The 26,832-nt window shown below is 38.8% G+C and carries 25 protein-coding genes, 13 tRNA genes and 1 pseudogene; 37 read left to right on the top strand and 2 right to left on the bottom strand.

All coding sequences use genetic code 11. The annotated features are described in order from the left end of the window. Positions 1–214: 214 nt before the first annotated feature. From rpsM to LQE94_RS14790, 7 genes are all read left to right on the top strand, one after another. Positions 215–583, top strand: coding sequence for a 30S ribosomal protein S13 (rpsM, locus tag LQE94_RS14820; RefSeq protein ID WP_022074467.1), 369 nt, complete (start codon positions 215–217; stop codon positions 581–583). Between the two features lie 36 nt (positions 584–619). After that, a complete protein-coding gene (rpsK, locus tag LQE94_RS14815) occupies positions 620–1,015 on the top strand; it encodes a 30S ribosomal protein S11 (protein ID WP_022074468.1) in 396 nt (131 codons plus the stop codon). 33 nt (positions 1,016–1,048) lie between these two features. Then, positions 1,049–1,642 carry a 30S ribosomal protein S4 gene (gene rpsD, locus LQE94_RS14810; RefSeq protein ID WP_022074469.1) on the top strand — a complete coding sequence of 198 codons (594 nt, stop codon included), beginning with the start codon at positions 1,049–1,051 and terminating at the stop codon, positions 1,640–1,642. A 59-nt stretch (positions 1,643–1,701) separates the two neighbouring features. Next, a complete protein-coding gene (locus LQE94_RS14805; RefSeq protein ID WP_022074470.1) occupies positions 1,702–2,661 on the top strand; it encodes a DNA-directed RNA polymerase subunit alpha in 960 nt (319 codons plus the stop codon). Between the two features lie 116 nt (positions 2,662–2,777). Further along, positions 2,778–3,314 (top strand): bL17 family ribosomal protein, encoded by a 537-nt coding sequence (locus tag LQE94_RS14800; RefSeq protein WP_022074471.1) that lies wholly within the window; start codon positions 2,778–2,780, stop codon positions 3,312–3,314. A 203-nt stretch (positions 3,315–3,517) separates the two neighbouring features. Further along, a complete protein-coding gene (adhE, locus tag LQE94_RS14795) occupies positions 3,518–6,136 on the top strand; it encodes a bifunctional acetaldehyde-CoA/alcohol dehydrogenase (RefSeq protein ID WP_240578049.1) in 2,619 nt (872 codons plus the stop codon). Positions 6,137–6,540: 404 nt separating this feature from the next. After that, positions 6,541–7,296 carry an aminoglycoside phosphotransferase family protein gene (locus tag LQE94_RS14790; protein ID WP_118725081.1) on the top strand — a complete coding sequence of 252 codons (756 nt, stop codon included), beginning with the start codon at positions 6,541–6,543 and terminating at the stop codon, positions 7,294–7,296. A 92-nt stretch (positions 7,297–7,388) separates the two neighbouring features. Here the strand turns inward: LQE94_RS14790 and LQE94_RS14785 are convergent, their stop codons facing one another. Further along, positions 7,389–8,573, bottom strand: coding sequence for a cell wall hydrolase (locus LQE94_RS14785; protein ID WP_240578048.1), 1,185 nt, complete (start codon positions 8,571–8,573; stop codon positions 7,389–7,391). Positions 8,574–8,715: 142 nt separating this feature from the next. On the opposite strand from LQE94_RS14785, the gene LQE94_RS14780 reads away from it, so the two are divergent. The 10 genes and pseudogenes from LQE94_RS14780 to trpS all read left to right on the top strand — a co-directional run bounded on the left by LQE94_RS14780 (position 8,716) and on the right by trpS (position 17,671). Beyond that, complete coding sequence (locus LQE94_RS14780) at positions 8,716–9,555, top strand: Cof-type HAD-IIB family hydrolase (protein WP_240578047.1); 840 nt, start codon at positions 8,716–8,718, stop codon at positions 9,553–9,555. Further along, on the top strand, positions 9,549–10,376 hold the full coding sequence (locus LQE94_RS14775) for an undecaprenyl-diphosphate phosphatase (RefSeq protein WP_022074476.1): 828 nt from the start codon (positions 9,549–9,551) through the stop codon (positions 10,374–10,376). Before LQE94_RS14780 ends, LQE94_RS14775 begins: the two co-directional genes overlap by 7 nt. Before the next feature lie 190 nt (positions 10,377–10,566). Then, positions 10,567–11,340, top strand: a complete 774-nt coding sequence (locus tag LQE94_RS14770) for a basic amino acid ABC transporter substrate-binding protein (RefSeq protein ID WP_240578046.1) — start codon at positions 10,567–10,569, stop codon at positions 11,338–11,340. Positions 11,341–11,368: 28 nt separating this feature from the next. Continuing rightward, complete coding sequence (locus LQE94_RS14765; protein ID WP_118725077.1) at positions 11,369–12,058, top strand: amino acid ABC transporter permease; 690 nt, start codon at positions 11,369–11,371, stop codon at positions 12,056–12,058. Next, entirely contained in the window at positions 12,048–12,794 is a 747-nt protein-coding gene (locus tag LQE94_RS14760; protein ID WP_118725076.1) for an amino acid ABC transporter ATP-binding protein, read from the top strand. The genes LQE94_RS14765 and LQE94_RS14760 overlap by 11 nt, the downstream gene beginning before the upstream one ends. Positions 12,795–13,015: 221 nt before the next feature. Further along, a pseudogene (gene mutY, locus LQE94_RS14755) lies at positions 13,016–14,071 on the top strand (A/G-specific adenine glycosylase); the annotation flags it as partial. Positions 14,072–14,211: 140 nt separating this feature from the next. Then, positions 14,212–14,814, top strand: a complete 603-nt coding sequence (locus LQE94_RS14750) for a TetR/AcrR family transcriptional regulator (RefSeq protein WP_186865308.1) — start codon at positions 14,212–14,214, stop codon at positions 14,812–14,814. 17 nt (positions 14,815–14,831) lie between these two features. After that, on the top strand, positions 14,832–15,761 hold the full coding sequence (locus tag LQE94_RS14745) for a diacylglycerol/lipid kinase family protein (RefSeq protein ID WP_118737262.1): 930 nt from the start codon (positions 14,832–14,834) through the stop codon (positions 15,759–15,761). A 120-nt stretch (positions 15,762–15,881) separates the two neighbouring features. Next, on the top strand, positions 15,882–16,559 hold the full coding sequence (locus tag LQE94_RS14740) for a phosphatase PAP2 family protein (protein ID WP_240578045.1): 678 nt from the start codon (positions 15,882–15,884) through the stop codon (positions 16,557–16,559). Positions 16,560–16,585: 26 nt separating this feature from the next. Further along, positions 16,586–17,671: a tryptophan--tRNA ligase gene (gene trpS, locus LQE94_RS14735; RefSeq protein WP_240578044.1), complete on the top strand. Its 1,086-nt coding sequence runs from the start codon at positions 16,586–16,588 to the stop codon at positions 17,669–17,671. A gap of 150 nt (positions 17,672–17,821) precedes the next feature. Here trpS and LQE94_RS14730 read toward each other — a convergent pair. Further along, positions 17,822–17,895, bottom strand: a tRNA-Arg gene (locus LQE94_RS14730). A 442-nt stretch (positions 17,896–18,337) separates the two neighbouring features. Between LQE94_RS14730 and LQE94_RS14725 the strand changes: the two genes are divergently transcribed. From LQE94_RS14725 to LQE94_RS14630, 20 genes are all read left to right on the top strand, one after another. Continuing rightward, on the top strand, positions 18,338–19,117 hold the full coding sequence (locus tag LQE94_RS14725) for a hypothetical protein (RefSeq protein WP_022074485.1): 780 nt from the start codon (positions 18,338–18,340) through the stop codon (positions 19,115–19,117). 107 nt (positions 19,118–19,224) lie between these two features. Further along, complete coding sequence (locus LQE94_RS14720) at positions 19,225–19,689, top strand: DUF1700 domain-containing protein (RefSeq protein WP_240578043.1); 465 nt, start codon at positions 19,225–19,227, stop codon at positions 19,687–19,689. Positions 19,690–20,319: 630 nt separating this feature from the next. Beyond that, on the top strand, positions 20,320–20,514 hold the full coding sequence (locus tag LQE94_RS14715) for a hypothetical protein (RefSeq protein WP_118725070.1): 195 nt from the start codon (positions 20,320–20,322) through the stop codon (positions 20,512–20,514). A 247-nt stretch (positions 20,515–20,761) separates the two neighbouring features. Continuing rightward, positions 20,762–21,928, top strand: coding sequence for a THUMP domain-containing class I SAM-dependent RNA methyltransferase (locus tag LQE94_RS14710; protein WP_022075044.1), 1,167 nt, complete (start codon positions 20,762–20,764; stop codon positions 21,926–21,928). Between the two features lie 2 nt (positions 21,929–21,930). Further along, positions 21,931–22,545, top strand: coding sequence for an XTP/dITP diphosphatase (locus tag LQE94_RS14705; protein ID WP_117990145.1), 615 nt, complete (start codon positions 21,931–21,933; stop codon positions 22,543–22,545). Beyond that, a complete protein-coding gene (locus LQE94_RS14700; RefSeq protein WP_117990146.1) occupies positions 22,542–23,027 on the top strand; it encodes a metallophosphoesterase family protein in 486 nt (161 codons plus the stop codon). Before LQE94_RS14705 ends, LQE94_RS14700 begins: the two co-directional genes overlap by 4 nt. Before the next feature lie 304 nt (positions 23,028–23,331). After that, positions 23,332–23,406: transfer RNA gene (locus tag LQE94_RS14695), tRNA-Pro, on the top strand. Positions 23,407–23,410: 4 nt separating this feature from the next. Beyond that, positions 23,411–23,481 (top strand) — tRNA-Gly (locus LQE94_RS14690). 48 nt (positions 23,482–23,529) lie between these two features. Continuing rightward, positions 23,530–23,603: transfer RNA gene (locus LQE94_RS14685), tRNA-Arg, on the top strand. 5 nt (positions 23,604–23,608) lie between these two features. Beyond that, a tRNA-His gene (locus LQE94_RS14680) sits at positions 23,609–23,682 on the top strand. Positions 23,683–23,741: 59 nt separating this feature from the next. Beyond that, positions 23,742–23,813 (top strand) — tRNA-Gln (locus LQE94_RS14675). A gap of 31 nt (positions 23,814–23,844) precedes the next feature. After that, positions 23,845–23,917: transfer RNA gene (locus tag LQE94_RS14670), tRNA-Lys, on the top strand. A gap of 61 nt (positions 23,918–23,978) precedes the next feature. Then, positions 23,979–24,059: transfer RNA gene (locus LQE94_RS14665), tRNA-Leu, on the top strand. Positions 24,060–24,123: 64 nt separating this feature from the next. Further along, a tRNA-Pro gene (locus LQE94_RS14660) sits at positions 24,124–24,198 on the top strand. Positions 24,199–24,202: 4 nt separating this feature from the next. Continuing rightward, a tRNA-Gly gene (locus tag LQE94_RS14655) sits at positions 24,203–24,273 on the top strand. A gap of 49 nt (positions 24,274–24,322) precedes the next feature. Beyond that, positions 24,323–24,396 (top strand) — tRNA-Arg (locus LQE94_RS14650). Positions 24,397–24,401: 5 nt separating this feature from the next. Next, positions 24,402–24,475, top strand: a tRNA-His gene (locus tag LQE94_RS14645). A gap of 58 nt (positions 24,476–24,533) precedes the next feature. Continuing rightward, a tRNA-Lys gene (locus LQE94_RS14640) sits at positions 24,534–24,606 on the top strand. A gap of 252 nt (positions 24,607–24,858) precedes the next feature. Next, positions 24,859–25,191 (top strand): PadR family transcriptional regulator, encoded by a 333-nt coding sequence (locus LQE94_RS14635; protein WP_240578042.1) that lies wholly within the window; start codon positions 24,859–24,861, stop codon positions 25,189–25,191. A 15-nt stretch (positions 25,192–25,206) separates the two neighbouring features. Next, positions 25,207–26,631, top strand: coding sequence for a permease prefix domain 1-containing protein (locus LQE94_RS14630; RefSeq protein WP_240578073.1), 1,425 nt, complete (start codon positions 25,207–25,209; stop codon positions 26,629–26,631). Positions 26,632–26,832 lie beyond the last annotated feature (201 nt).

The following is a 26,832-nucleotide window of genomic DNA, read 5'->3' as shown; positions in this document are numbered from 1 at the left end:
GAGGGATGGAATGTCGTTCACAGCAGGAAGTCCGGTTCGATTACAGAACTGTCAGAGTGCGATTGTATATTGCTTCTAATACCCGGACTATTGCGTAAGGATTGACGTACCGGGAAAGGGCAGATGAATATCATCGGCCTGAATGATAGTCCGACAGGATTATTGTTCCAGTTAAAGACAATATTAAAAATGATTCAAAATGGAGGAAAGACACATGGCTCGTATTGCAGGTGTAGACTTACCAAGAGACAAACGTGTAGAAATCGGTTTAACTTATATCTATGGAATTGGAAGAACAAGTTCAAACCGTATCTTAGCAGAGGCAGGAATTGATCCAAGCACTCGTGTAAGAGATTTAACAAGTGAAGATGTAAAGAAAATCAGTGAAGTAATCGATGCAACTCAGGTTGTAGAAGGAGATCTTAGAAGAGAGATTCAGCTGAATATCAAGAGATTAAAAGAAATCGGATGCTATCGTGGAATCCGTCACAGAAAAGGACTTCCAGTACGTGGACAGAAAACTAAGACTAATGCAAGAACATGTAAAGGTCCTAAGAGAACTGTAGCAAACAAGAAAAAATAATTAATTAAAGATTCGAAGAAAGTAGGTTAGTTTATAATGGCTAAAAAAGTTACAAAAAAAGTGACAAAGAAACGTGTCAAGAAAAACGTTGAACGAGGACAGGCTCATATTCAGGCATCTTTTAACAATACAATCGTTACATTAACAGATGCACAGGGAAATGCTCTTTCATGGGCAAGTGCAGGCGGTCTGGGATTTAAAGGTTCAAGAAAATCTACTCCATATGCAGCACAGATGGCAGCTGAGACAGCAGCTAAAGCAGCATTGATCCATGGATTGAAGACAGTAGATGTTTTCGTTAAAGGACCAGGATCAGGTAGAGAAGCAGCAATCCGTGCATTGCAGGCTTGCGGAATCGATGTTGTAAGTATCAAAGACGTTACTCCGGTACCACATAACGGATGCCGTCCACCGAAACGTAGAAGAGTCTAGTGATTAAACGCGATTAATTAGGAGGAAGCGAAAATGGCAGTAAATAGAGTTCCAGTTCTTAAAAGATGCCGTTCATTAGGTATGGACCCAATCTATTTAGGAATTAATAAAAAATCTAACAGACAGTTAAAAAGATCTAATAGAAAAATGAGCGAGTATGGTCTTCAGTTACGTGAAAAACAGAAAGCTAAATTTATCTATGGTGTTCTGGAAAAACCTTTCAGAAACTACTATGCAAAAGCAAAACAGCAGGAAGGAATGACAGGTGATAACCTTATGGTTCTTCTTGAATCCAGACTGGACAACGTAATGTTCCGTATGGGATTTGCTAGAACAAGAAAAGAAGCTAGACAGATTGTTGACCACAAACATGTACTTGTTAATGGTAAACAGGTGAACATTCCTTCTTACCTTGTAAAAGCTGGTGATGTTATCGAAATCAAAGAGAAAAACAAAGGTTCTCAGAGATACAAAGACATTCTTGAAGTAACAGCTGGAAACATGGTTCCTGATTGGTTGGAAGTTGATGCTGAAAACCTCAAAGGTGAAGTAAAAGAACTTCCTAAGAGAGAAGCAATCGATGTTCCTGTTGATGAGATGTTGATCGTCGAGTTATATTCTAAATAATAATTGGAATTAATATCGTATCCCTCAACATTTTTAAACCCATAAGGAGGGTCTGTGTAGTGTTTGATTTTAATAAACCGAATATTGAAATTACTGATATTTCAGAAGATAAGAAATATGGAAGATTCGTTGTAGAACCACTTGAAAGAGGTTATGGAATCACATTAGGTAACTCCATGAGAAGAATTATGCTTTCTTCTCTTCCGGGAGCTGCTATCAGTTCTGTAAAGATTGATGGCGTTTTACATGAATTCAGTTCCATTCCAGGTGTAAAGGAAGATGTAGCAGAGATTATCATGAACTTGAAATCTCTTGCAATCAAAAATTCATCTGAATCTGATGAAGTGAAAACTGCTTATATCGAATTTGAAGGAGAAGGCGTTGTAACAGGTGCTGATATCCAGGCAGACTCTGATATTGAGATTATGAATCCTGAGCAGGTCATTGCTACATTAAGTGGTGGTAAAGACAGCAAATTGTATATGGAAATGACCATTACAAAAGGCAGAGGATACGTGAGCGCAGACAAGAACAAGAGCGATGATTTACCAATTGGTGTAATTCCGATTGATTCTGTTTATACTCCGGTTGAACGTGTCAATATGACTGTTCAGAATACACGTGTAGGTCAGGTTACAGATTATGATAAACTGACATTGGATGTATGGACAAAAGGTACATTGCTTCCAGACGAGGCTGTCAGCCTTGCTGCGAAAGTACTCAGCGAACATTTGAAACTCTTCATCGATCTTTCAGAAGTAGCTCAGGCTGCAGAAGTTATGATCGAAAAAGAGGATGATGAGAAAGAAAAAGTTCTTGAGATGAGCATCGACGAACTTGAATTGTCAGTACGTTCCTACAACTGTCTGAAGAGAGCAGGAATCAATACAGTTGAAGAACTTACAAATAAAACATCAGAAGATATGATGAAAGTACGTAACCTTGGACGTAAGTCTTTGGAAGAAGTACTTGCTAAGCTTAAGGAACTTGGACTTGAGCTTAATTCCGGTGAGGAATAATTAGATTTGCTTAATATTTAAATTTCTGTCCGGTAAGACCGATGTGTGCGGACAGAGCATTTGATTAATAAGCCCGAAGACGCATAACCAAATGTAAATTATGGAGGATAAGTACAATGGCAAAATATAGAAAACTCGGCAGAACTTCTGCTCAGAGAAAAGCCTTAATCAGAAACCAGGTAACAGCATTGTTAAACAATGGTAAAATCATTACAACAGAAGCAAAAGCTAAAGAGATTCGTAAAGAAGCTGAGAAGCTGATCGCTCTGGCTGTAAAAGAGAAAGATAACTTCGAAGAAGTTACAGTAACAGCTAAAGTTGCTCGTAAAGACGAGAATGGCAAGAGAGTAAAAGAAGTTGTAGACGGAAAGAAAGTTACTGTTTATGATGAAGTTGAAAAGACAATCAAAAAAGATATGCCTAGCAGACTTCATGCAAGAAGACAGATGGCTAAAGTTCTGTATTCTGTAACAGAAGTTCCTACAGCAGCTGCAGGAAAGAAGAAAAATACTAAGAAGGTTGATGTTGTAGACAAATTGTTTACAGAGATCGCTCCTAAGTATGCAGACCGTAACGGTGGTTATACAAGAATCGTTAAGATTGGCCAGCGTAAAGGTGATGCAGCTATGGAAGTTTTAATTGAGTTAGTTTAATTAGAATATTTTTTCAGAGGATAGAGATGATAATCTCTATCCTCTTTTTATTCTAAATTTGAAAATTTGTGAAATTAGCACAAAAAGAGTTAAGAAATTAACGTTAAATATTTAACACAATATACATTGACAAATATTTAACAAGAAGTTATACTGTATTTGTAATTAAGAAAGAGACGTTCAATTACGGAGGAATAATCAAAATGGCAAAGAAAAAAGAAGTTGTAGTACCTGAGATCGTAGATAGTGTAGAAACACTTGAAGCAAAAATGAAAGCAATGCGCGAAGCACAGAAAGTATTCGCAACTTATAGTCAGGAGCAGGTAGATAAAATCTTTTATGAAGCTGCTATGGCAGCAAATAAACAGCGTATACCACTCGCTAAGATGGCAGTAGAAGAGACTCAGAGAGGTATCGTTGAAGATAAAGTAATTAAGAATCATTATGCAGCAGAGTATATTTACAATGCTTATAAAAATACAAAGACATGCGGAGTAATCGAAGAAGATCCAGCATTCGGAATTAAAAAAGTTGCAGAACCAATCGGATTGGTAGCAGCAGTAATTCCTACAACAAACCCAACTTCAACAGCAATTTTCAAAACTTTGATCTGTTTGAAGACAAGAAACGCAATCATCATCAGCCCACATCCAGCAGCAAAAGCATGTACAATTGCAGCAGCAAAAGTTGTTCTTGAGGCAGCTGTAAAAGCTGGAGCTCCAGAAGGAATTATCGGATGGATCGATACACCATCACTTGAACTGACAAACACAGTTATGAAAGATGCAGATATCATCCTTGCAACAGGTGGTCCTGGAATGGTTAAAGCAGCTTATTCATCAGGAAAACCTGCACTTGGTGTTGGAGCTGGTAACACACCAGTAATCATTGATGATACAGCAGATGTAAGAATGGCTGTTAACTCAATTATTCATTCAAAAACATTTGATAATGGTATGATCTGTGCTTCAGAGCAGTCAGTAACAGTACTTGAAAGTGTTTACGAAGAAGCTAAGAAAGAATTTGAATATCGTGGATGCTACTTCCTTAAAAAAGGTGAGGAACTCGATAAAGTTCGTAAGACAATCATTATTAACGGAGCATTAAACAGCAAGATTCCTGGAAAATCAGCATACGAGATCGCAAAACTTGCAGGTGTGAAAGTTCCTGAAAGTACAAAGATCCTTATCGGTGAAGTTGAATCAGTAGATATTTCAGAAGAGTTCGCTCATGAAAAATTATCTCCAGTACTTGCTATGTATAAAGCAAAAACATTTGATGAAGCACTTGCTAAGGCAGAACAGCTTGTAGCTGACGGTGGATATGGTCATACATCATCACTGTATGTTCATCCGGCAGAGAAAGAAAAAATTGCAAAACATGCAGCTGCAATGAAGACATGTCGTGTATTGATCAACACACCTTCTTCACAGGGAGGAATTGGAGATCTTTATAACTTCAAACTGACACCATCACTTACACTGGGATGTGGTTCTTGGGGAGGAAACTCTGTATCTGAGAACGTTGGAGTAAAACATTTGATCAATATCAAGACAGTTGCTGAGAGGAGAGAAAATATGCTTTGGTTCAGAACACCTGAAAAGGTATACTTCAAGAAAGGATGTATGCCAGTTGCACTTGATGAACTTGGAACAGTAATGAACAAGAAGAAAGCATTCATCGTAACAGACTCATTCTTATACAAAAATGGTTATGTAGCTCCAATCGAAGAAAAATTAGACGAAATGGGAATTCAGCATACATGCTTCTTTGAAGTTGCTCCAGACCCAACATTACAGTGTGCTCAGAAAGGTGTAGACCAGATGAGAGCATTCGAGCCTGACACAATCATCGCTCTTGGTGGTGGATCAGCAATGGATGCAGCTAAGATTATGTGGGTAATGTATGAGCATCCAGAAGCAAACTTTGAAGATATGGCTATGGACTTCATGGATATCCGTAAGAGAGTATTTACATTCCCTAAGATGGGAGAGAAAGCTTACTTTGTAGCAATTCCTACATCTTCAGGAACAGGTTCAGAGGTTACACCATTTGCAATCATCACAGATGCAGAAACAGGTGTAAAATGGCCAATCGCAGACTATGCATTGCTTCCTAACATGGCAATCGTAGATGTTGACAATATGATGACACAGCCTAAGGGATTGACAAGCGCATCAGGTATCGACGTAATGACACATGCTATCGAGGCTTATGTTTCTATCATGGCTACAGATTACACAGATGGTCTTGCTATGAAAGCTGTTAAGATGGTATTTGAAAACCTTCCATCAGCATACGATAACGGAGCAAATGATCCTAAGGCTCGTGAAGAAATGGCAAACGCTTCTTGTATGGCAGGTATGGCATTTGCAAATGCATTCCTTGGACTGAACCATTCAATGGCTCACAAACTTGGAGCATTCCACCACTTACCACACGGTGTTGCTAACGCTGTAATCCTGACAGAAGTTATGAGATACAATGCAGCAGAAGTACCAACTAAGATGGGAACATTCTCACAGTATCAGTATCCACACGCACTTGCAAGATATGCTGAATTAGGACGTTTTGCAGGATGTACAGGAAATACAGATGCAGAAGTATTTGAAAACTTCATTGCTAAACTTGAAGCACTCAAAGATAAGATTGGTATTAAGAAAACAATCAAAGATTATGGTATTGATGAGACATACTTCCTTGATACATTGGATGACATGGTAGAGCAGGCATTCAATGACCAGTGTACAGGAGCTAACCCAAGATATCCATTGATGAAAGAAATGAAAGAAATCTATCTGAAATGCTATTATGGTAAATAATATCTTTGCCTAGACAGATTATATATTCCGAAGAGAAGTACAGCACAATAAGTGCTGTACTTCTTTTTTGTATATTGGGAAGTACTTTCCTAATATACAAAAAAACGCTCCGCTTAGGATACGCACTGTGGCGTACAATGTAGGTGTCGCAAGCGACCGCCGCAGGCGCAGGAATGTGCTAAGGCACATTCTTTGTTTCAATTAAAAATAAAGCAAAAACATAATTATTGTTAATTATTAGACAATTATTTAATGAGAAAAAAGATTGTTAAAAAATATTTAAAAAGTCTTTTGTTTTCAGAAAAGTTGTAGTATAATAAAACCAAGTTAAGAAAAAACCAAATATAACTGCAAAGATACAGAACAGTTATAGGGAATCAATTTATAAATAGGAGGCATGGCTTATGAAACTTGAAAACAAAAAATTAATCGTAAAACGTTCCTACAAAGAGGTTTATAAATGTGATGAAGGAATTGTTAAGATATTTGAGAAGGATCATCCGAAAGCAGATGTGTTTAATGAGGCTTTGAATACAGCGCGAGTAGAAGCAACAGGACTTGATATTCCAAAGATTAAAGAAGTATCTGAAGTGGATGGAAAGTGGGCTCTGCTTATTGAATACAAGAATGGAACAACTCTTGAAGAGATGATGGAATCTGATAAAGAGAATTTGCAGAAATATATGGAAGATTTTGTAAATCTGCAGTTGGAAGTTCATAGCAAAAAGTCGCCTCGATTAAATAAATTAAAAGATAAGCTGGCAAGCCAGATCAATGGACTGAAAGATTTGGATGCAACGACAAGATACGAACTGATGACCAGACTGGAAAGTATGCCGAAACATGATAAGCTTTGTCATGGGGATTTCAATCCATCGAACGTGATTTATGGAAAGAATGGTAAGATGACAATTGTTGACTGGGCACACGCAACACAGGGTAACGCAGGTGCAGATGCCGCTATGACATATTTATTATTTGCATTGAAAGACCAGAAAAAAGCTGATCTGTATATGAAGATTTATTGTAAGAAGAGTGATACTGCAAGACAGTATGTAGAACAGTGGCTTCCAATCGTTGCAGCAGCTCAGCTGGCGAAGGAGAATGAATTAGAAAAAGAATTCCTTATGAAATGGATTGATGTTGTAGATTATCAGTAGGAATAAAGATTAAAAAGGTTCCGCAATTCACATGAACTGCGGAACCTTTTTTGTCAGTAATAGATTTAATTTAAATTGTGATTATGTATAAATTACCAGCTAGGGAAAAATACATTTCCACCGATATTAATTCCGGAATGACCGGTGCCTGCATATAAGAAGTAATAGCAGTCTGCAACTTCTGCAAGCCTTGCACCATTTATTGCATCCTGCGCAACCTGATATGAAAGGGATGTCGGTCCGGCATTTAAAACGTATTCAAGACGGCCGGAGAATGCAGGTTCAAATTGTCCTGCTGCATAAACAACACCGCTGATACTGTTAGGGAATCGTGAATCGTATACACGATTCATAATCACTGTAGCAACTGCTAAAAGTGAGTCATAGTTCTGGTATGCTTCACACTGAATAATGGCAGCTAATAAATCCAGATCCGATTTATTGGCACTGCTTCCACTATTGTTTGTTGAGCCGCCGGAAGCATTGTTACCGGAGTTAGAACTTCCTGAGTTAGAGTTTCCGGAATTAGCACTGCCACTGTTATTCGTAGTATTGCCGGATGATGAAGCATTAGCAGATGCCTGTGCTTGTTGTTGAGCTTTTGCAGCAGCTTCCTGCTGAGCTTTTGCTGCGGCTTCGGCAGCGGCTTTTGCAGCCTCCTGCTCACGAATCTGTTGGAGCTGTGCCTGAAATTGAGCAAGGTCGGTAGAAGTTTCATCAGCCTTTTGCTGTAGTGCGGCCTGCTGTTGTTGTAATTCATTTTCTAAATTATTTAAAGAATCTTGTTGGTTCTGCAGAGCCATTTTCTGGTTTTCAATGTCTGCATGAATATTCTGAAGTTCACTTAACATATCACGATCATACTGACTGATATTTTGAATAAAATCAGCTTTGTTCAGAAAGTCACTCATGCTTTCAGCAGAAAATAATAATTCTAGCATGTTTGAGTTCCCGTTCTCATACATATATTTTATACGTGATTTCATATTTTCATATTGCTGATCTTCGTTCTGCTGAGAAATAGCAAGCTCATCTTCACTTCGAAGAATTTCACTGTTTACAATAGTCACGCGCATCTGGGTATCAGAAATCTCATCGCTGATCTTGAGAAGATCTTGATTGATCCCTGCCAGCTGTGATTGCAGATCAGAGGTTTTATTTTCCAAAGTTTCTTTCTCATCGGCAAAGCTATATGGAGTTGCAAGTGAGAAGGTCATTGTGGCGGAACAAAGCAAAGCTACACCGGCCTTGAGCCTGCGTTTTGTATGCAAATTCATAAATAAAATCCTTTCTGGTTTTTGTTTCTAAGTTCAATGAAAATTTGTTCAAAAAAGTTTCATCTGTATAGTATACTATAAATTGCAGAATTAAGCAAATTTTGATACAATAGGGGCAGTGAACAAGGAAGGAAATAGAACGATGCAAATTAAGATGGTGGGGCTGGATCTGGACGGAACATTATTAAATTCCAGAAAAGAACTGACTCCGTTTACAAAAGAAGTAATCGCAAAGGCAATAAACAAAGGTGTTCATGTGCTGGTAGCGACAGGACGGCCGTTTACAGGTGTACCATTGGAATTGAGAGAATTTCCGGGGATGCGATATGCACTTACAGCGAATGGGGCAAGGATTCTGGATACAGCGACAGGTGAAATACTGATCGAACATTTATTATCGAAAGAAAGTGCAAAAAAAGCATTGGAAATCACTGAGAAATATGATACGCTACAAGAGATCTATTTTGACGGACAGGGATATGCGAAGGATGAAAAACTGGCTCATGTAGAAAGATATCACAAAGATTGTAACATGTGGGAGTATGTACGTGCATCCAGAATTGCAGTTCCTGATATTTGGGAATTATTTTATTCCAGAGAAGAGAATCTCGATAAAGTACAGGCATTATTTGCGGATATGGAAGAGAGGAAAGCGGCCTGGGAAGAACTAAGCGAGTGTAAAGATTTGAACCTCGTCAGTTCATTAAAATACAATATAGAAATTAACGCAGCCGGTGTAAATAAGGGAAAAGGTTTGATTGCATTAGGTAAGATGCTTGGAATTGAACGGGAAGAGATTATGGCAATTGGTGATGGCGATAATGATATAGAGATGATCACAGAAGCTGGAGTTGGTGTTGCGATGGGCAATGCGGAAGAAGCAGTGAAGTGTAATGCAGATTATGTGACGGGAACGAATGATGAAGATGGTGCAGCCAGAGCGATTGTGAAATATGTTCTCGGGGGAGGAGAAGCATGTTAGAAGCATTAAAGGTTATATTTTTAGGTATTGTTGAGGGAATTACAGAATGGCTTCCGATTAGTAGTACGGGACATTTGATTCTGGTAGAAGAATTTGTGAAGCTGAGTTTACGGCATGAATTTGTAGAGATGTTCAATGTAGTGATCCAGTTTGGAGCGATTTTGGCAGTTATATTGATTTATTTTAATAAATTGAATCCATTTTCGGCTAAGAAATCAGAAAAACAGAAGATGATGACAATTCAGTTGTGGATCAAGGTAATTATTGCAACGCTTCCGGCTATGGTCATCGGATTGTTGTTTGATGATTTTGTGGATGAGCATTTTATGAATGCGTATGTTGTTGCAGCGATGCTGATCATTTATGGTATTTTATTTATTGTAATTGAGAAGAAGCATGAAGGTGTTACACCACAGGCAACAAAGCTTTCACAGCTTACGATCCCGATGGCTCTGGCAATCGGAGGGTTCCAGGTATTGGCGATGATTCCGGGAACATCAAGATCCGGTGCAACAATTTTGGGTGGATTGATCATTGGAGCATCCAGAAGTGTGGCAGCAGAATTTACGTTTTTTCTTGCGATTCCGGTTATGTTTGGATGGAGTCTTCTGAAGATGCTTAAGTTTGGTTTTGCATTTACAGGACAGGAGTTCCTTTTACTATTGTTAGGATGCGTGGTTTCTTTTGTCGTATCTATCTTTGTAATTAAATTCTTGATGCAGTATATTAAAAAACATGATTTCAAAGTATTTGGATATTATAGAATCGTACTTGGAGTAATTGTATTCTTATATTTTACAGTTTCCGCGTTACTTGCATAAAAGTGAATACATGATTTATAAAGGGCTATTGGGATATAAAATTTCAATAGTCTCTTGTTTTTTTTGAAAATATACAACTAATTGAGAATAATTTTGTATATATACTTGAAATCCTGTATAAATATGATAGAATATGTAAGATATTATGTATGGTTATGCAAAAGAAATAGATTCTAGGAGGAAGTTAAAGATGAAGAAAAAAGTATTAAGTGTTGTATTAGCAGCAATGTGTGTAGTTTCTATGGCAGCGTGTGGTTCAAGCAATAAAAGTTCAGACAGCAGTGAAGGCGAAAGCAAGGATAAGCTTGTAATGGCAACAAATGCAGAGTTCCCACCATATGAATTCTATGAAGGAGACGAGATTGTAGGTATTGACGCTGAGTTTGCGAAAGCAATCGCAGATAAACTTGGAGCAGAATTATCGATTGAAGATATGGCATTTGATTCTATTATTCCGGCTGTCCAGAGTGGAAAAGCAGATTTTGCAGCAGCAGGTATTACAGTTACAGATGAGAGAAAAACACAGGTTGATTTCTCAGATAGCTATTACACAGGACGTCAGGTGATTATTGTTTCAGCAGATAATAGTGACATTACAAAGCCTGAAGATTTGGAAGGAAAGAAAATCGGAGTTCAGCTTGGAACAACAGGAGATCTTTATTCATCAGATGATTATGGCGATGAAAATGTAGAGCGTTATAACAAAGGTGTTGAGGCTGTACAGGCACTTCAGCAGGGCAAGATCGATGCAGTTATCATTGATGATCAGCCGGCACAGACATTTGTAAAAGAGAATGAAGGTCTTAAAATTCTGGATACTGAGTACGTAGAAGAAGCTTATGCATTCTGCTTCAAAAAGGGAAGTGACCTTACTGAGAAAGTAAATGATGCAATTGCAGAGTTGAAGAAAGATGGAACATTTGATAAAATCGTTGACAAATATATCAATGCAAATGCTGAATAATCAGCGATAAAAGAGAAGGTTGGGGCTTATGGCAGATTTGAAAACAAGATTCATAATGAATTTTATAACAGATGACCGTTGGAAGTACCTGGCAGATGGTCTGGTGGTTACTTTAAAAGTCACCTTTTTTGCGGTGCTGATAGGAATTGCATTTGGATTCTTAATTGCAATGATCAGAGCTACTTATGATAAAACAGGTAAATTAAAAATTTTAAACTTGATATGTAAGATTTATCTGACAGTGATTCGAGGAACTCCGGTTGTTGTACAGTTATTGATCATTTATTTTGTAATTTTTGGAAGTACACAGATTAGTAAAGTGTTGGTTGCAATTATGGCATTCGGAATCAACTCAGCCGCTTATGTAGCTGAGATTTTCCGTTCTGGTATAATGTCAATTGACGATGGACAGATGGAAGCAGGACGCAGCCTTGGTTTCAACTATGCACAGACCATGTTTTACATTATTATGCCACAGGCATTCAAGAATGTTTTGCCGGCATTGGGAAATGAGTTCATCGTATTATTAAAAGAAACTTCAGTGTCAGGATATATTGCATTGCAGGATCTGACAAAGGGTGGCGATATTATTCGAAGCCGTACTTATGATGCGTTTATGCCATTGATTGCTGTAGCATTGATCTATCTTGTTATGGTAATGGTATTTACAAAATGTGTGAACTTGCTGGAAAGGAGGCTGAGAAACAGTGACCACTAAAGGAGATGTATTAATTAAAGTTGATAATGTGCATAAAGTGTATGCAAATAATCTTCATGCTTTGAACGGTGTGTCTGAGACAATCAGCAAAGGGGAAGTAGTTGTTATTGTCGGACCATCCGGTTCGGGAAAATCTACTTTTCTGCGTTCTTTAAACTTGCTTGAGGTTCCGACAAGCGGACATATTTATTTTGAAGGAGTAGACATTACAAGCAAAGCGACAGATATTAATAAACATCGTCAGAAGATGGGAATGGTATTCCAGCATTTTAACTTGTTTCCACATAAAACGATTCTTGAAAATATCACACTTGCGCCTATTAAATTATTAAAGAAGAGCAAGGAAGAAGCTGAAAAAGAGGCAATGGATCTGCTCAAAAGGGTTGGATTGGAACAGAAAGCAAACGCATATCCATCACATTTATCCGGTGGACAGAAGCAGCGTATTGCCATCGTAAGAGCATTGGCAATGAAGCCGGATGTAATGCTGTTTGATGAACCTACATCAGCACTTGACCCGGAGATGGTTGGAGAAGTTCTGGAATTGATGAAGGCTTTGGCACATGAAGGGATGACGATGGCTGTTGTTACACATGAGATGGGATTCGCGAAGGAAGTTGCAACTCGTGTCATATTTATGGATGCAGGACAGATAAAAGAGCAGGGAACACCGGAAGAGTTTTTTGGAAATCCGAAAGATGAGAGATTAAAAGAATTCTTATCCAAAATTTTATAAATCAAATAAAATATTTTTAAAAATATTGCAAGGCAGTTTCTGGTAAAGGAACTGTCTTGTTGCTATTTTACCGGGAACTGTGTTAAGATGCATTAAAGTCAAATGTTTGGCATTTTTGTTTCACAGCAGTGTGCATGTGGAGATAAACGAAATAGAAAGAGACATAGAATAAAATGAAACGAAATCAAGTGAAAGAAGCAGAGTTTTCTCAAAGTAATAATTTAGAAAAAGCCGTACCGCTTATCGTAGAATGGTATCAGAATAATAAAAGAGATTTACCTTGGAGAAACGGGGCAAACGCCTATCATATATGGGTATCGGAGATTATGCTGCAGCAGACACGGGTAGAAGCTGTGAAGTCTTACTACGAAGCATTTCTCAAAGCATTTCCAACGATAGAAGAACTGGCAAACGCACCAGAAGAACGCCTGTTAAAACTGTGGGAGGGGCTTGGATATTATAACAGAGTAAGAAATATGCAAAAAGCAGCTGTACAGATCGTTGAGCTGTATAATGGACAGATGCCACAGGATTATGAACAGATAAAAGGATTGTCCGGGATTGGGAATTATACGGCGGGGGCCATCAGTTCCTTTGCATTTGGGATTCCTAAACCGGCGGTAGATGGAAATGTCTTGCGTGTTATTTCAAGATTTCATGCAAGTTATGAAGACATCATGAAAACATCTACAAGAAAACACATTGAAGAAGAGATAGAGGGCATTATCCCGGAAAATGCAGCCAGTGATTTTAATCAAGGCCTGATTGAACTAGGGGCTATCGTCTGCGTACCAAACGGAGAACCAAAATGTGATATCTGTCCGATAGCAAAACTTTGTAAAGCAAATCAAAAGTCGGTACAGATGGAGCTTCCGGTGAAGAAGAAAGCAAAAGACAGAAGGATTGAGAAGAGAACGATATTGATCATTAAAGACGAAGAAAAAATCGCGATTCAAAAACGACCGGAAAAAGGACTTCTTGCAGGTTTGTATGAATTTCCAAATCTGGAGGGACATTTGACAAGAAAGCAGCTTATCGAATATGCAAAATCCATTGGTATGATGCCGGTCCGCATCAAAAAGCTGGAAAATGCAAAACACATTTTCAGCCATGTAGAATGGCATATGACAGGATATGAGATCATTGTTGATGAATTGGAAAAAACATGTCGTACGGATATGATATTTGCTGATAAAAAAGAAGTTATGGGAAAATATCCTATTCCGACAGCATTTTCGGCATACACACAATATGCACTTTCAATCATGGAAAACTAAGACGATTGTCAAGACTTTATGAACAGGCATTTTAGGTGAAATGAAAGTTGTAGAGTACACTCTGTTTTCTTGAATAAAAGTGCAGCTTGTGTTACTATAATAAAGAAATAAGCAGTGGTCGTCAGAAGGGAATTATAGACATGGATGAAAAGATAGAACTCGGAAAACAACAGCAGAAATCGAAAGAGACAAAAGAGAGGATTTTTCGGGCGGCAAAGCATATATTACAGAAAAAAGGATACGAAGAATTATCGATTAAGAACATTTGCGAAGAAGCAGGTGTATCGAATGGAAGTTTTTATCATCATTTCAAAACAAAAGATGATCTGTTATCTTATTACATAGAAGAACAGCCAAGTATCAATCCGGATTTACTGGATATGCCAAACAGTGTGGAAGAGGCGAAAATTGCGGTTATCAGAGTTTATCTGAACTATGTAGAGTATTGTGAGGAGCTGGGCGTGGAATTTATGAGCGGATATTATGATCCGAAGAACCAGGCATTGAATCCGGTGAGCCGTACAGAAAGACCTTATCCGATTGTTACGGTACGGAATTATATAGAGAAAGCAATTGTAGCAGGTATTGTTCATTTAAATGTAGAGCTGGAAGAGTTTACGACAGATATTCGAATGATTGTAATAGGAAATGTATTTGAATGGTGTTTACGAAAGGGAGAAGCAGATTTTGCGGGGAATATGAGAAGATCTCTTGGAAAATATCTGGATAGTACGATGAAATAAGCTCTGGAGGTGAAAGGGTGGAATATACATTTATTGTAAATCCAAAATCAAAATCAGGACGTGGGGGGTTGATTTGGAATCAGGTAGAGCCGGAACTGAAAAAACGAAGAATACAGTATCAGGTGAGATTTACAAAGTATGAAAAAGAGGCAACGAAGATTACTTCGGAATTGACGAAAGATGAGAAAGAATATACGATTATAGTCCTTGGCGGGGATGGGACGATGGATGAAGTAATCAATGGAATTCGAGATTGTTCAAAGGTTACGCTTGGATATATCCCAACCGGATCGGGAAATGATTTTACGAGAGCGTTGAAACTGCCTACGGATCCGAAGGAGGCATTGAATAACATTTTGAATTCGAAAAAAAGAGTGTTGATGGATGTTGGTGTAATGTCTTGTAAGGAGATGACGCATCGGTTTGCGGTCAGCAGCGGAATTGGATTTGATGCAGCGGTATGTCATCAGGTAGCAGTCTCTAAATTGAAAGTGATGTTGAATAAAGTAAAGCTGGGACAGTTGAGTTATCTGGCAGTAGCACTTCGCAGATTGTTCAGAGATGCACATACGAGAGCTTGTGTGTGTCTGGATGGAGGAGAAACGAAGAGTTTTGAAAATACATACTTTGTAGCAGCTATGAATCATCCATATGAAGGCGGAGGATTTTTCTTTTGTCCGGAAGCAAAGGTTGACGATGGATATTTAGATGTTATTGTTGTATCAGGACTACCGAGATGGAAAGTTGTTTTCTTACTTCCACTGGCATTTAAAGGGAAGCATGTAGGAATAAAAGGAATTGATATATTCCGTTGTAAAAATGTTGAAATCAGCATGGAAGCAGAATTTCCGATACATGCAGACGGAGAGCCGATTGCAATTGGAAGTGAGTTGAAAGCGGGGCTGCTTGACAAACAGGTAAAAATTATAATTCCAGATGATAAGTAGAGTATAAAAGAATTGTTAAGCTTTTATGAATCGCCTTGTTGTTGGGCAAAAATCATGCTATAATCTTTAGCAGTAAAAGAGCAGATTAATCCATTTGTGTATTAAAAAGGGGCGTTCGTTATGAACATAAAAAGAAAAATAGGGGATTTTTTCAAGAAATATAAACATGCTTGGGTTTTTAGCTATGCACTGCTTTATGGATCATGGTTCTATTATTTAGAGACACATGTGACAAGCGGATATCATATTATATATTCACCAATTGATGATAAGATACCATTTATTGAATATTTCATTGTACCTTATTTACTATGGTTTGTTTTTATAGCTGTAGTTTTTGCGTATTTCTTTTTTACAGATGTAGATGGATTCTATAAGCTTGCCAAGATTAGTTTTGCGGGTATGACCATATTTTTGATCATATCAACAATTATGCCGAATGGACTTGCAATCCGTCCGGTTGTATTTGAGAGAGATAATATATTTGTTGATCTGGTAAAGATGTTGTATCAGACAGATACACCGACAAATGTATTCCCAAGTCTTCATGTGTTTAATTCTCTTGCTGCGTGTATAGCAATCAAGAATAGCAAGAAGTTAAATGAGCATAAAGCGATATGCATGGGGGCATATATTTTGACTGCATTGATCATTATGGCGACAATGTTTTTAAAACAGCATTCAGTGCTTGATGTTATGGCAGGATTTTTGATGGCATATACATTGTATCAGTTTGTATATGCACCAGAGGCGAATGGGGTCAGAAAGCCGGTACGCCAGACATTATTTGTGAAATAAAGTTACTAGGAGGAAGTTAAAGAATAATGGGAAAGATTATGTTGACAGGGGACAGACCTACAGGTAGATTACATGTGGGACATTATGTAGGTTCCTTAAGAAGAAGAGTGGAATTACAGAATCAGGGAGGATTTGACGATATGTTTGTCATGATTGCAGATGCACAGGCATTGACAGATAATGCGGACAATCCGGAAAAAGTGCGTCAGAACATTATCGAGGTTGCATTAGATTATCTTGCATGTGGACTCGATCCTGAGAAAGTGACATTGTTTATTCAATCACAGATTCCAGAATTATGTGAATTATCATTTTATTATATGAATCTTGTAACAGTATCAAGATTACAGAGAAATCCTACAGTAAAATCAGAGATTAAGATGCGTAATTTTGAGGCGAGTATCCCGGTTGGATTCTTTACATATCCAATCAGCCAGGCAGCAGATATTACAGCGTTTAAAGCTACAACAGTTCCGGTTGGTGAAGATCAGCTTCCGATGCTTGAACAGACAAAAGAGATTGTAAGAAAGTTTAATTCTGTATATGGGGATACCTTGATCGAGCCAGATATTTTACTTCCTGAGAATCAGGCATGTCTGCGTCTGCCGGGAATTGATGGTAAGGCAAAGATGAGCAAATCACTTGGAAACTGTATTTATTTGTCAGAAGAGCCGGATGAGATTCAGAAAAAAGTATTTAGCATGTTTACAGATCCTACACATATTAAAGTATCAGATCCGGGTAAATTGGAAGGAAATACAGTATTCACATATTTGGATGCATTCTGCAGACCAGAGTATTTTGAAGAATTCCTGCCAGAGTATGCATGCTTACAGGAATTAAAAGATCATTACACCAGAGGTGGTCTTGGGGATATGAAGGTAAAACGTTTCTTAAATAATGTAATTCAGGCAGAGCTTGAGCCAATCCGCAATCGTAGAAAAGAGTATCAGAAAGATATTCCATATGTATATGAGATTCTTAAAAAAGGTAGTGAAAAAGCAGAAGCTCGTGCAGCTCAGACATTGAGTGAAGTGAAGGCTGCAATGAAGATTAATTATTTTGATGATGCAGAGCTGATCCAGAGTCAGGCAGAGAGATTTAGTGAATAAGTTTTTAATAAAGAATGTGCCTTGGCACATTCTTTATTTATTTCAGTCGAGAAGACTCCCACTTCTTTAGGCGGTGAGTAATAGCGGACGTTCGACTTGAAATTGTATGAATGGTAACAAAAAAACCGCCTCCGAAGAGACGGTTAAATACGTGCGATAGAGGATTCGAACCCCCGACCTTCTGGTCCGTAGCCAGACGCTCTATCCAGCTGAGCTAATCGCACATGCTGTTGAACTTGTCGCTCACAACAAAAACTAGTATAGTGCATAAGAATGATTTTGTCAATAGAAAAAATAAAAAAATTACAAAAAATTTTTGAGTGGGATTTTGAGAAGAATTTACTGTATATTTTCTATGCGAATTTATAGAAAGAGATTGCAAAAGGTATGCAAATAAAGTATGATACAAATACTCTGATTATAAATTCAAGTCGAACGTCCGTGAGACTTGGCGCGTGATTCTGGTCAGCGAAGCTGACAGATTCCTATCAAAATCACTGCGCATCCTCACGGAGCGTAAATCTCAGTCTTTTCGTCTGAGATTAAAAGACTATTTACAAGATGATGTGAATAGTACAGTCTAAACATTTTAAAAATCTATTACTGAATGCAGTAATCTTGCTTATTATTCGAGCTAATTTCAAGTTTGAACAATTGATATAGAATATGAAAGGGGAGATTAACATCGAGGCAAATTATGAGGTGATTCGTTTTGTGGAGCATGGAGGAAGATGCTGGCCAACAATGGATTGCGTGAAAGGACAATTATTGTTACAAAGACTACGGGGAGAGCCTGTTATTGAGAAAGCAATGTTATTTTCCTGGTTGAAGGAATTGGTTGTACAATTAGAGCAATATCAAAGATGCAGAAATAATAAAGGCTATCGCTACTTAAATCCGTATAGTGTGCTTGTGACAGCAGAAGATAAATTGCTTCTATTGGATCTGGAGGCAGAAAGCAATGCTTTTGTTATGAAAAATTTGCAGAAGCGGGCGGTAAGAAGTCATTTTGTAAAGCCAATCGTGCGGATGAAACAGAATGTGCAGGTGTCTATGGATTCATATGGATATGGGAAGACAGTTCAGTTTATTATGGCAAATACGGAGATTAAACCTGCGTTGACCAGAAAGGAAACATATCAGATAGGAAAAATAATAGATAAGTGCATCGGAGAAAATGCACAAAGGCAGTATGATGATTTTTCGCAGGTGAAGAGGGACATACCGGTTATAAAAGAACGAAGCGGGCAGCAGGTAAGAAAATATGCAGTGATGGGAATTATAACATTATCATTAATAGGATATGGGACATTTATGACAATTCAGGCAAATGTATTTCGCCAGCAGAGAGATAAATTAATATTGCAGATGAAAGAAAAATCAATTAAGGGAGAAGAAAAAAATGCTGTGTTGTATGATGAACCGCAGGAAGAAGGCTTTCGATAAAAAGATTTGGAAAAACATTTTCGATATTATGAAAAATTAAGAAAACTTTTATTGGAAAGCATACGAGAGTATGTTATTCTAAACGAAAGTGAAGGAGGCGAAAAAATATGACGCGAGCAGAATTTTTAGAACAGCTGCGAAGTGCTTTGCAAGGAAATGTGCAGGAGCATGTAGTTCAGGAAAATGTGGCATATTATAATCAATATATATCTGAAGAACTGCAGAAGGGAAAGACTGAGGAAGAAGTGCTTCAGATGCTAGGGGATCCATGGATTCTTGCAAAAACTATTATTGCTGCATCGGATGGCACGGATGAGGAAATCGTATATGAGTCCGGACATAAAAGTTATTATTCGGAACCGGAACAAGAGGATTCCTATGTCAGACAAAATGTTCATGTTTTTGGAATTGATACATGGTGGAAGAAATTATTATTGATTTTATTTATTGTGATGATTGTTGTATTGGTGGTAGCAATTATCAGCGGAATTGTAAGTTTTCTGGCACCGGTTTTGATACCATTGTTGATTGCAATGATCATTATTCGATTGATAGGAAGGCTCCGATCGTGAACAATAGAATAAAGTGAAACACATGAAAGTTCGGTATTTCTTTGAAAGAAGCGATACCGGGCTTTTTATATCAGATGTGAGATGACTCCCACCTCTGTAGGTGGCGAGTAACAAATCAGTATCAGTGGTGGGAGTCAATCCCCCATCTGATATAGCCTCCGGCAGGATTGCAGAGATGCGCAGAAGAAGTATGTCATGCATTGCATGACGCGCATCTCGCAGCAAGAATGCAGAGGCATTCTTGAAATTAGGAAAGTACTTTCCTAATATAAAAAACCGCTCCGCTAAGGATGCACACTGCGGCGTACAATGTAGGTGTCGCAAGCAACCGCCGCAGGTGCAAGAATGTGCTTTGCACATTCTTTGTTCAAACGATAAAAGACCGATGGGGGAGCCATCGGTCTTTTGAGGGGAGTATAAATAATTAATAAGGGGTTGTAGAAAGTGAACTTTCTACGAGTTTAAGTATAATATACAGTTTTCAAAAATGCAAGTAAAACATGAAAAGTTTGACAAAATATGGAAAAAAAGGAAAAAGAGTGAAAAATAAAAGATATATATAAAGTTGAGAATAATATTTGCGGAAAAAGACATAATAGCAATGTACCAATATTTTAGGAGGAAAAAACAATGACAAAAAATTATAGTGACCCAAAAACAAGTAGAAATGATGTTTCAGATGGACAGAACAAAAATACAAGTAACACATCATCCAAGAACAAGAATGCATCGAATACACAGAGTAAAAATAGTGTAAATTCCAAAAATAAGAATGCATCAAATACACAGAGCAAAAATGCATATGATGTAAGAGATAACTATTAGGTAGAGAATCAGATCCAAGTCGAACATCCGTGAGACTTGGCGTGTGATTTCCTATAAGTAAATGTAAAATGGATGTTACTGTTCACAGTAACAAATGAATAAGGGCATGGTAAAGGTTGTGAAGGAATAAAGCGAAATCTTTACTATGTCCTTTTTTTATAGTAAAATGGGTTTACAGTTCATTGGGAGTGAACAGTAACAAAATAAACACACATAAAAAAGCATGTATTTAGATGTGGAGGAACGAATGAAGAGAGTAGAATTAATTGCCCCTTGTCATTTTGGCCTGGAATCAGTTCTGAAAAGGGAAATCATAGATCTTGGATATGAGATTTCAAAAGTAGAAGATGGAAGGGTTACATTTATAGGAGATGCTGAGGCAATTTGCCGTGCAAATGTATTTTTAAGAACAGCGGAAAGAATTTTGCTGAAGGTTGGCGAATTTGAAGCGAGAACATTTGATGAATTATTTGAAAAAACAAAGAGCCTGCCATGGGAGGATTATATTCCTGCGGATGGAAAATTCTGGGTTACAAAGGCCGCTTCGGTAAAAAGTAAATTGTTCAGTCCATCGGACATTCAGTCTATTATGAAAAAAGCGATGGTTGAGAGAATGAAAATACAATATCATAAAAAATGGTTTGAGGAAACAGGAGCATCTTATCCGGTGCGTGTATTCTTAATGAAGGATGTTGTGACAATCGGTCTTGATACATCGGGAGTATCTCTGCATAAGAGAGGATATCGTCAGCTTTCAAGTAAAGCACCGATTACGGAGACGCTGGCAGCAGCATTGATCATGCTTACACCATGGAAGAAAGACAGAATTCTTGTAGATCCATTTTGCGGAAGTGGAACATTTCCAATAGAGGCGGCAATGATGGCTGCCAATATCGCTCCGGGAATGAATCGTTCATTTACAGCAGAAAGCTGGACGAATCTGATTCCGAAAAAGCTGTGGTATGATACGATTGATGAGGCAAATGAATTGGTAAATGATGATATCGAAGTGGATATTCAGGGATATGATATTGATGCAGATGTGATTCGTGCTGCAAGACAAAATGCAGAAGATGCAGGTGTTGCACATTTGATACATTTCCAGCAAAGACCGGTCAGTGAGCTTAGGCATCCGAAAAAATATGGATTTGTAATTACGAACCCACCTTATGGAGAGCGTCTTGAAGAAAAAGAGGCACTTCCGAAGTTATACAGTGAATTTGGGGAAAGTTTTCAGAAGCTGGATAGCTGGTCTGCCTATATGATTACAAGCTATGAAGATACAGAACGATATTTTGGAAGAAAAGCAGATAAGAATAGAAAGATTTATAACGGTATGTTGAAGACATATTTTTATCAGTTTATTGGACCAAGACCACCGAAACGTACTGTAAAGAACGAAGGAGAGGCGTAAACATGGAAAGAAGAATTGTTTTTGCAACAGGAAATCAAAATAAGATGAAAGAAATCCGTATGATACTGGAAGATTTGGGAATGCCAATCTATTCGATGAAGGAATTAGGAATTGAGGAAGATATCGTAGAAGACGGAGAGACATTTGAAGCAAATGCAGAGATTAAAGCAAGAGCAATTGCGAAACATTTGCCAAATGATATTATTCTGGCAGATGATTCTGGATTGGAAATTGATTATCTGGATAAAGCTCCCGGTGTTTATTCGGCTCGTTTTGCGGGAGAAGATACTTCTTATGATATTAAAAATAATCTGTTGCTGGACAAATTGAAAGGCGTTCCGGATGAGAAGCGTACTGCACGTTTTGTATGTGTTATTTGTGCTGTGTTCCCTGATGGGGCAGTAGAGTCAGCCAGAGGAACTATTGAGGGAAGAATTGCACATGAAATTATGGGTGAAAATGGATTCGGTTACGATCCGATTTTCTATTATCCGGAGTGTCAATGTACAACAGCTCAGATGGATCCGGAGATGAAAAATGAATTGAGCCATAGAGGGAAAGCACTTCGTAAAATGCGTGAAGTGATTGAAAAGAAATACGGAAAGGTAACAGAATGAGAGTATTAATTGTCAGTGATACACATGGAAAACATTACAATCTTGATCGGGCACTGGAAGAGGCAGGCAAAATTGATATGTTTATCCACCTTGGTGATGTAGAGGGTGGAGAAGATTATATTGAAGCAGTAGTAGAATGTGAAAAACATATTGTGGCAGGAAATAATGATTTTTTTTCACAGCTGCCACGAGAGGATGAGTTCTATATAGGAAAGAAAAAAGCATTTATTACGCATGGGCATAATTATTCTGTATCTATGACAAAAGAGCAGATTCTCGAAGAAGGAAAGGTGCGAGGCGCGGATATTGTAATGTTCGGGCATACGCATCAACCGTATTTTGAACAGAAAGATGGAATTACGCTTCTTAATCCGGGAAGTCTGTCGTACCCAAGACAGATTGGAAGAAAGGGAAGTTATATGCTTCTTGATGTGAAACCGGATGGGAAGATGAATTTTGAAGAGCGTTATCTTGATATTTAGGGTATTAAGTAGCGATAAGGTCTTATAAGAAACATCAGATATGAATTTTTGTCAGACTCCGTCAGCGGGAAATACATATCTGATGTTTTCTTACAGTACGTTATCGCGTGCTTGATGAATGAAAGAGCAGGATATAGATACATTAGATAGAAGGAAAGTAAATTTTCTCGGTGTTCCATATATTTCAACCATGGTACACCACAAAAGAAAAAATAAAAAAAATAAAAAAAGGTGTTGACTTTTCCTTTTCCTTGCAATATAATAACTCTTGTCTTACGGATGAGACGGAAACAAAGCACAATATCGGGGTGTGGCTCAGCTTGGCTAGAGCGCCTGGTTTGGGACCAGGAGGTCGCAGGTTCGAATCCTGTCACCCCGACTCTGCGGGTGTAGTTCAATGGTAGAACACCAGCCTTCCAAGCTGGATACGTGGGTTCGATTCCCATCACCCGCTTTTCTTACGGAGTTCCGTAGGAAGCCAGAGAAAAGGGAAATATGATATGAGTCTGTAGCTCAGCTGGATAGAGCAACGGCCTTCTAAGCCGTAGGTCGAGGGTTCGAATCCCCCCAGGCTCGGTATGGTGGGTATGGTGCAGTTGGTTAGCGCGTCGGATTGTGGTTCCGGATATCGTGGGTTCGAGTCCCACTACCCACCCTTTTCTTAAGAATGGATGAAACACCAGTTAAATAAGCGGTGTCGATAGAAGTCTTTGATGGGCTATCGCCAAGCGGTAAGGCACAGGACTTTGACTCCTGCATTCGCTGGTTCGAATCCAGCTAGCCCAGTTTTACCTGAATAATTAGGATAGTTTTATGAGGGCGTGTAGCTCAGGTGGTAGAGCACTTGACTTTTAATCAAGTTGTCCGGGGTTCGAATCCCCGCACGCTCACTGGAACAAGCAGTGTGCTGTTTGTTCTATTTTTTTCTCCATCACATATTAGAGGAGATATGCGGATGTGGCGGAATTGGCAGACGCGCTAGACTTAGGATCTAGTGTTTACGACGTGCAGGTTCAAGTCCTGTCATCCGCACTAAGCCAGATTTGTGGCATAGAGTTCATAAGAATGATGCAAATCTGAATAAAAATGTTAATATCGGGGTGTGGCTCAGCTTGGCTAGAGCGCCTGGTTTGGGACCAGGAGGTCGCAGGTTCGAATCCTGTCACCCCGACTTTGCGGGTGTAGTTCAATGGTAGAACACCAGCCTTCCAAGCTGGATACGTGGGTTCGATTCCCATCACCCGCTTTTCTTACGGAATTTTCGTAGGAAACCAGAGAAAAGGGGAATATGATATGAGTCTGTAGCTCAGCTGGATAGAGCAACGGCCTTCTAAGCCGTAGGTCGAGGGTTCGAATCCCCCCAGGCTCGGTATGGTGGGTATGGTGCAGTTGGTTAGCGCGTCGGATTGTGGTTCCGGATATCGTGGGTTCGAGTCCCACTACCCACCCTTTTCAAAAGAAAATTTGCCGATTATACAAGTTCGGTTAATCAAAATAATTTAATATGGGCGTGTAGCTCAGGTGGTAGAGCACTTGACTTTTAATCAAGTTGTCCGGGGTTCGAATCCCCGCACGCTCACTGTAGGAAAAGATCAATGATTGTATTCATTGGTCTTTTTTTGTTGCTAGCTTACAATTACTGCCTGTTTGTTTTTTATATATTGAAAATGTAAAGAATTGAGGATTCTTTTATTGACATATATAGATAGTCGATATATAATCAGGCTAAGATATATAGATAACCGATACATCTACTGCAAGATGAGTTTCATTTCGCAGTGGGAATGTTAAGACGTATACAGTTAACGTAAAATCAGAAGGAGGAAGTATTATGGCAGTTGACAGAAGTCTGGTATCAGGAAGCACAACAATGTTGTTATTAAAGCTTTTATCTGAAAAGGATATGTATGGTTATGAGATGATTGAAACCTTGAGGGAGAAATCACAGAACGTATTTGAATTAAAGGCAGGAACATTATATCCATTACTTCATGGGATGGAAGATAAGAAATATCTGACGGTCTATGAGAAAGAGGTTGGCGGCAAGGTCCGTAAGTATTACAGTATTACGAAAACTGGGAGGAAAGTTTTAGCAGAGAAGAAAGAAGAGTGGGAAATTTATTCATCAGCTGTAGTGAATGTGTTAAATGTAGCGGTTTGTTAGAAGGGGTGAGGTTTGATGAGACGAGAGGAGTATTTGCATATATTAACAGAACAGATTCGCTGTAAGATGGCAAGAGGGACGATAGAACAGGAAATCAATGATCACATTGAGGATCAGAAAGCAGAATTCCTAGGTGAGGGAATGGGTCAGACAGAAGCGGAAGAAGCTGCGATTCGAGAGATGGGAGATCCGGTAGAAGTCGGGCTTGAGATGGACAGAATCCACCGGCCGACAATGGCGTGGGGAATGATTGCGCTGATTGTTGGGTTAAGTCTTGCAGGCTATCTTTTACGAAGTGTTATGTATCAGACCGTTTTAGGTATTGAGCAGAGTGCGGGAAAAACAGAAGAATTGTTCTGGGTAGGAGCGTCATCGAGCTGGCATACATCTCTGGAACTGCCGGCACTTTTACTCGGACTTGTGCTGATGATCGGCATTTGCTATATGGATTATACGAGGATTGCGGTTTATGCAAAACCAATCTTGATCGCATATCAGGTGTTACTTTTCATTGGACTGCAGGTCGCCGGTGCGAAAATGTATGGGACAACAAGATATATCATAATGCCTTTCGGAAATATTGTATTGAATCTGATTGATTTGCTCTGGCTGACAATTCCGTTGTTTGCAGCGGTATTATATAGTTACAGAGGTCAGGGATACCGAGGAATTTTAAAGGCAATCCTCTGGATGATCATTCCGTCTTATTTTCTGATCATAAGATGCCAGAGCCTGATCGCGGCAATGATACTGGAAGTGGTTTATTGTGTGGTTTTGGCGGCGGCTGTTTACAAAGGCTGGTTTCAGGTTTGTAAAAAAGCAGTACTTACGGGAATCGGAGTAGTTGTTGTTCTGATACCGGTACTGCTTGCAGGAGGCATCTGGTGTTTTGGCATGGCTTACCAGAAAGAGCGTATAGCGGCTATTTTCTCGATCGGTGATTATGCAGTAGATTTCCCAAGAGTCAATGTGATTCGGGAAATGATTTCCGGAAGCTCAGCATTTCATGGCAATCCGCAGTTTAAAGAACTTCTGACATACGTAGACGGAAGAGTCCATCTGCTTGCCAGTGTGGTAGCTGCTTACGGAATCCTGGCAGGTATTCTGTTGGTTCTTTGTCTGGTAGTTCTGATTCTTCGGTTTGCCAAGATTTCGTTAAATCAGAAGAACCAGCTTGGAATGGTGATGGGAACAGGATGCACGGCGTTGTTCCTGATTCAGGCAATTGTTTTTATCTTAGAGAATCTGGGTGGAGTTGGTGAGATGGGAATCTACTGTCCATTTTTTGGGACGGAAAGATCAGGAATCCTGGCTTCTTATATTTTGCTTGGATTACTGCTTAGTATCTGCAGGTATCAGAAAACAGCACCGGAACCGGTAATCCGAAAAAAGAATGTTCCTGGATGGAAAAAAAGATTTTTTGAGAAGGAAAGAGGATAAGAACCAATGGGGACGGGGATAAGTGGCTTTTTACGTAAGTAAAAAGCCACTTATCCCCGTCCCCATTGGTTCATCCCCGTCCCTGCAGGGTTGTTTCATGAAGGATTTTTAAAAACATAAAAAGATCAGATTTTATCGGGGGTTATGCATGTTATACAAAACATGTGTAACTCTTGATTTTTTGTGCCTGTAGAGGTATAA

The organism is Mediterraneibacter sp. NSJ-151, assembly GCF_022487435.1.
Classification (GTDB): domain Bacteria; phylum Bacillota; class Clostridia; order Lachnospirales; family Lachnospiraceae; genus Schaedlerella; species Schaedlerella hominis.
The sequence above is the reverse complement of the archived record's forward strand: the minus strand, read 5'-3'. Positions and strand labels throughout refer to the sequence as shown.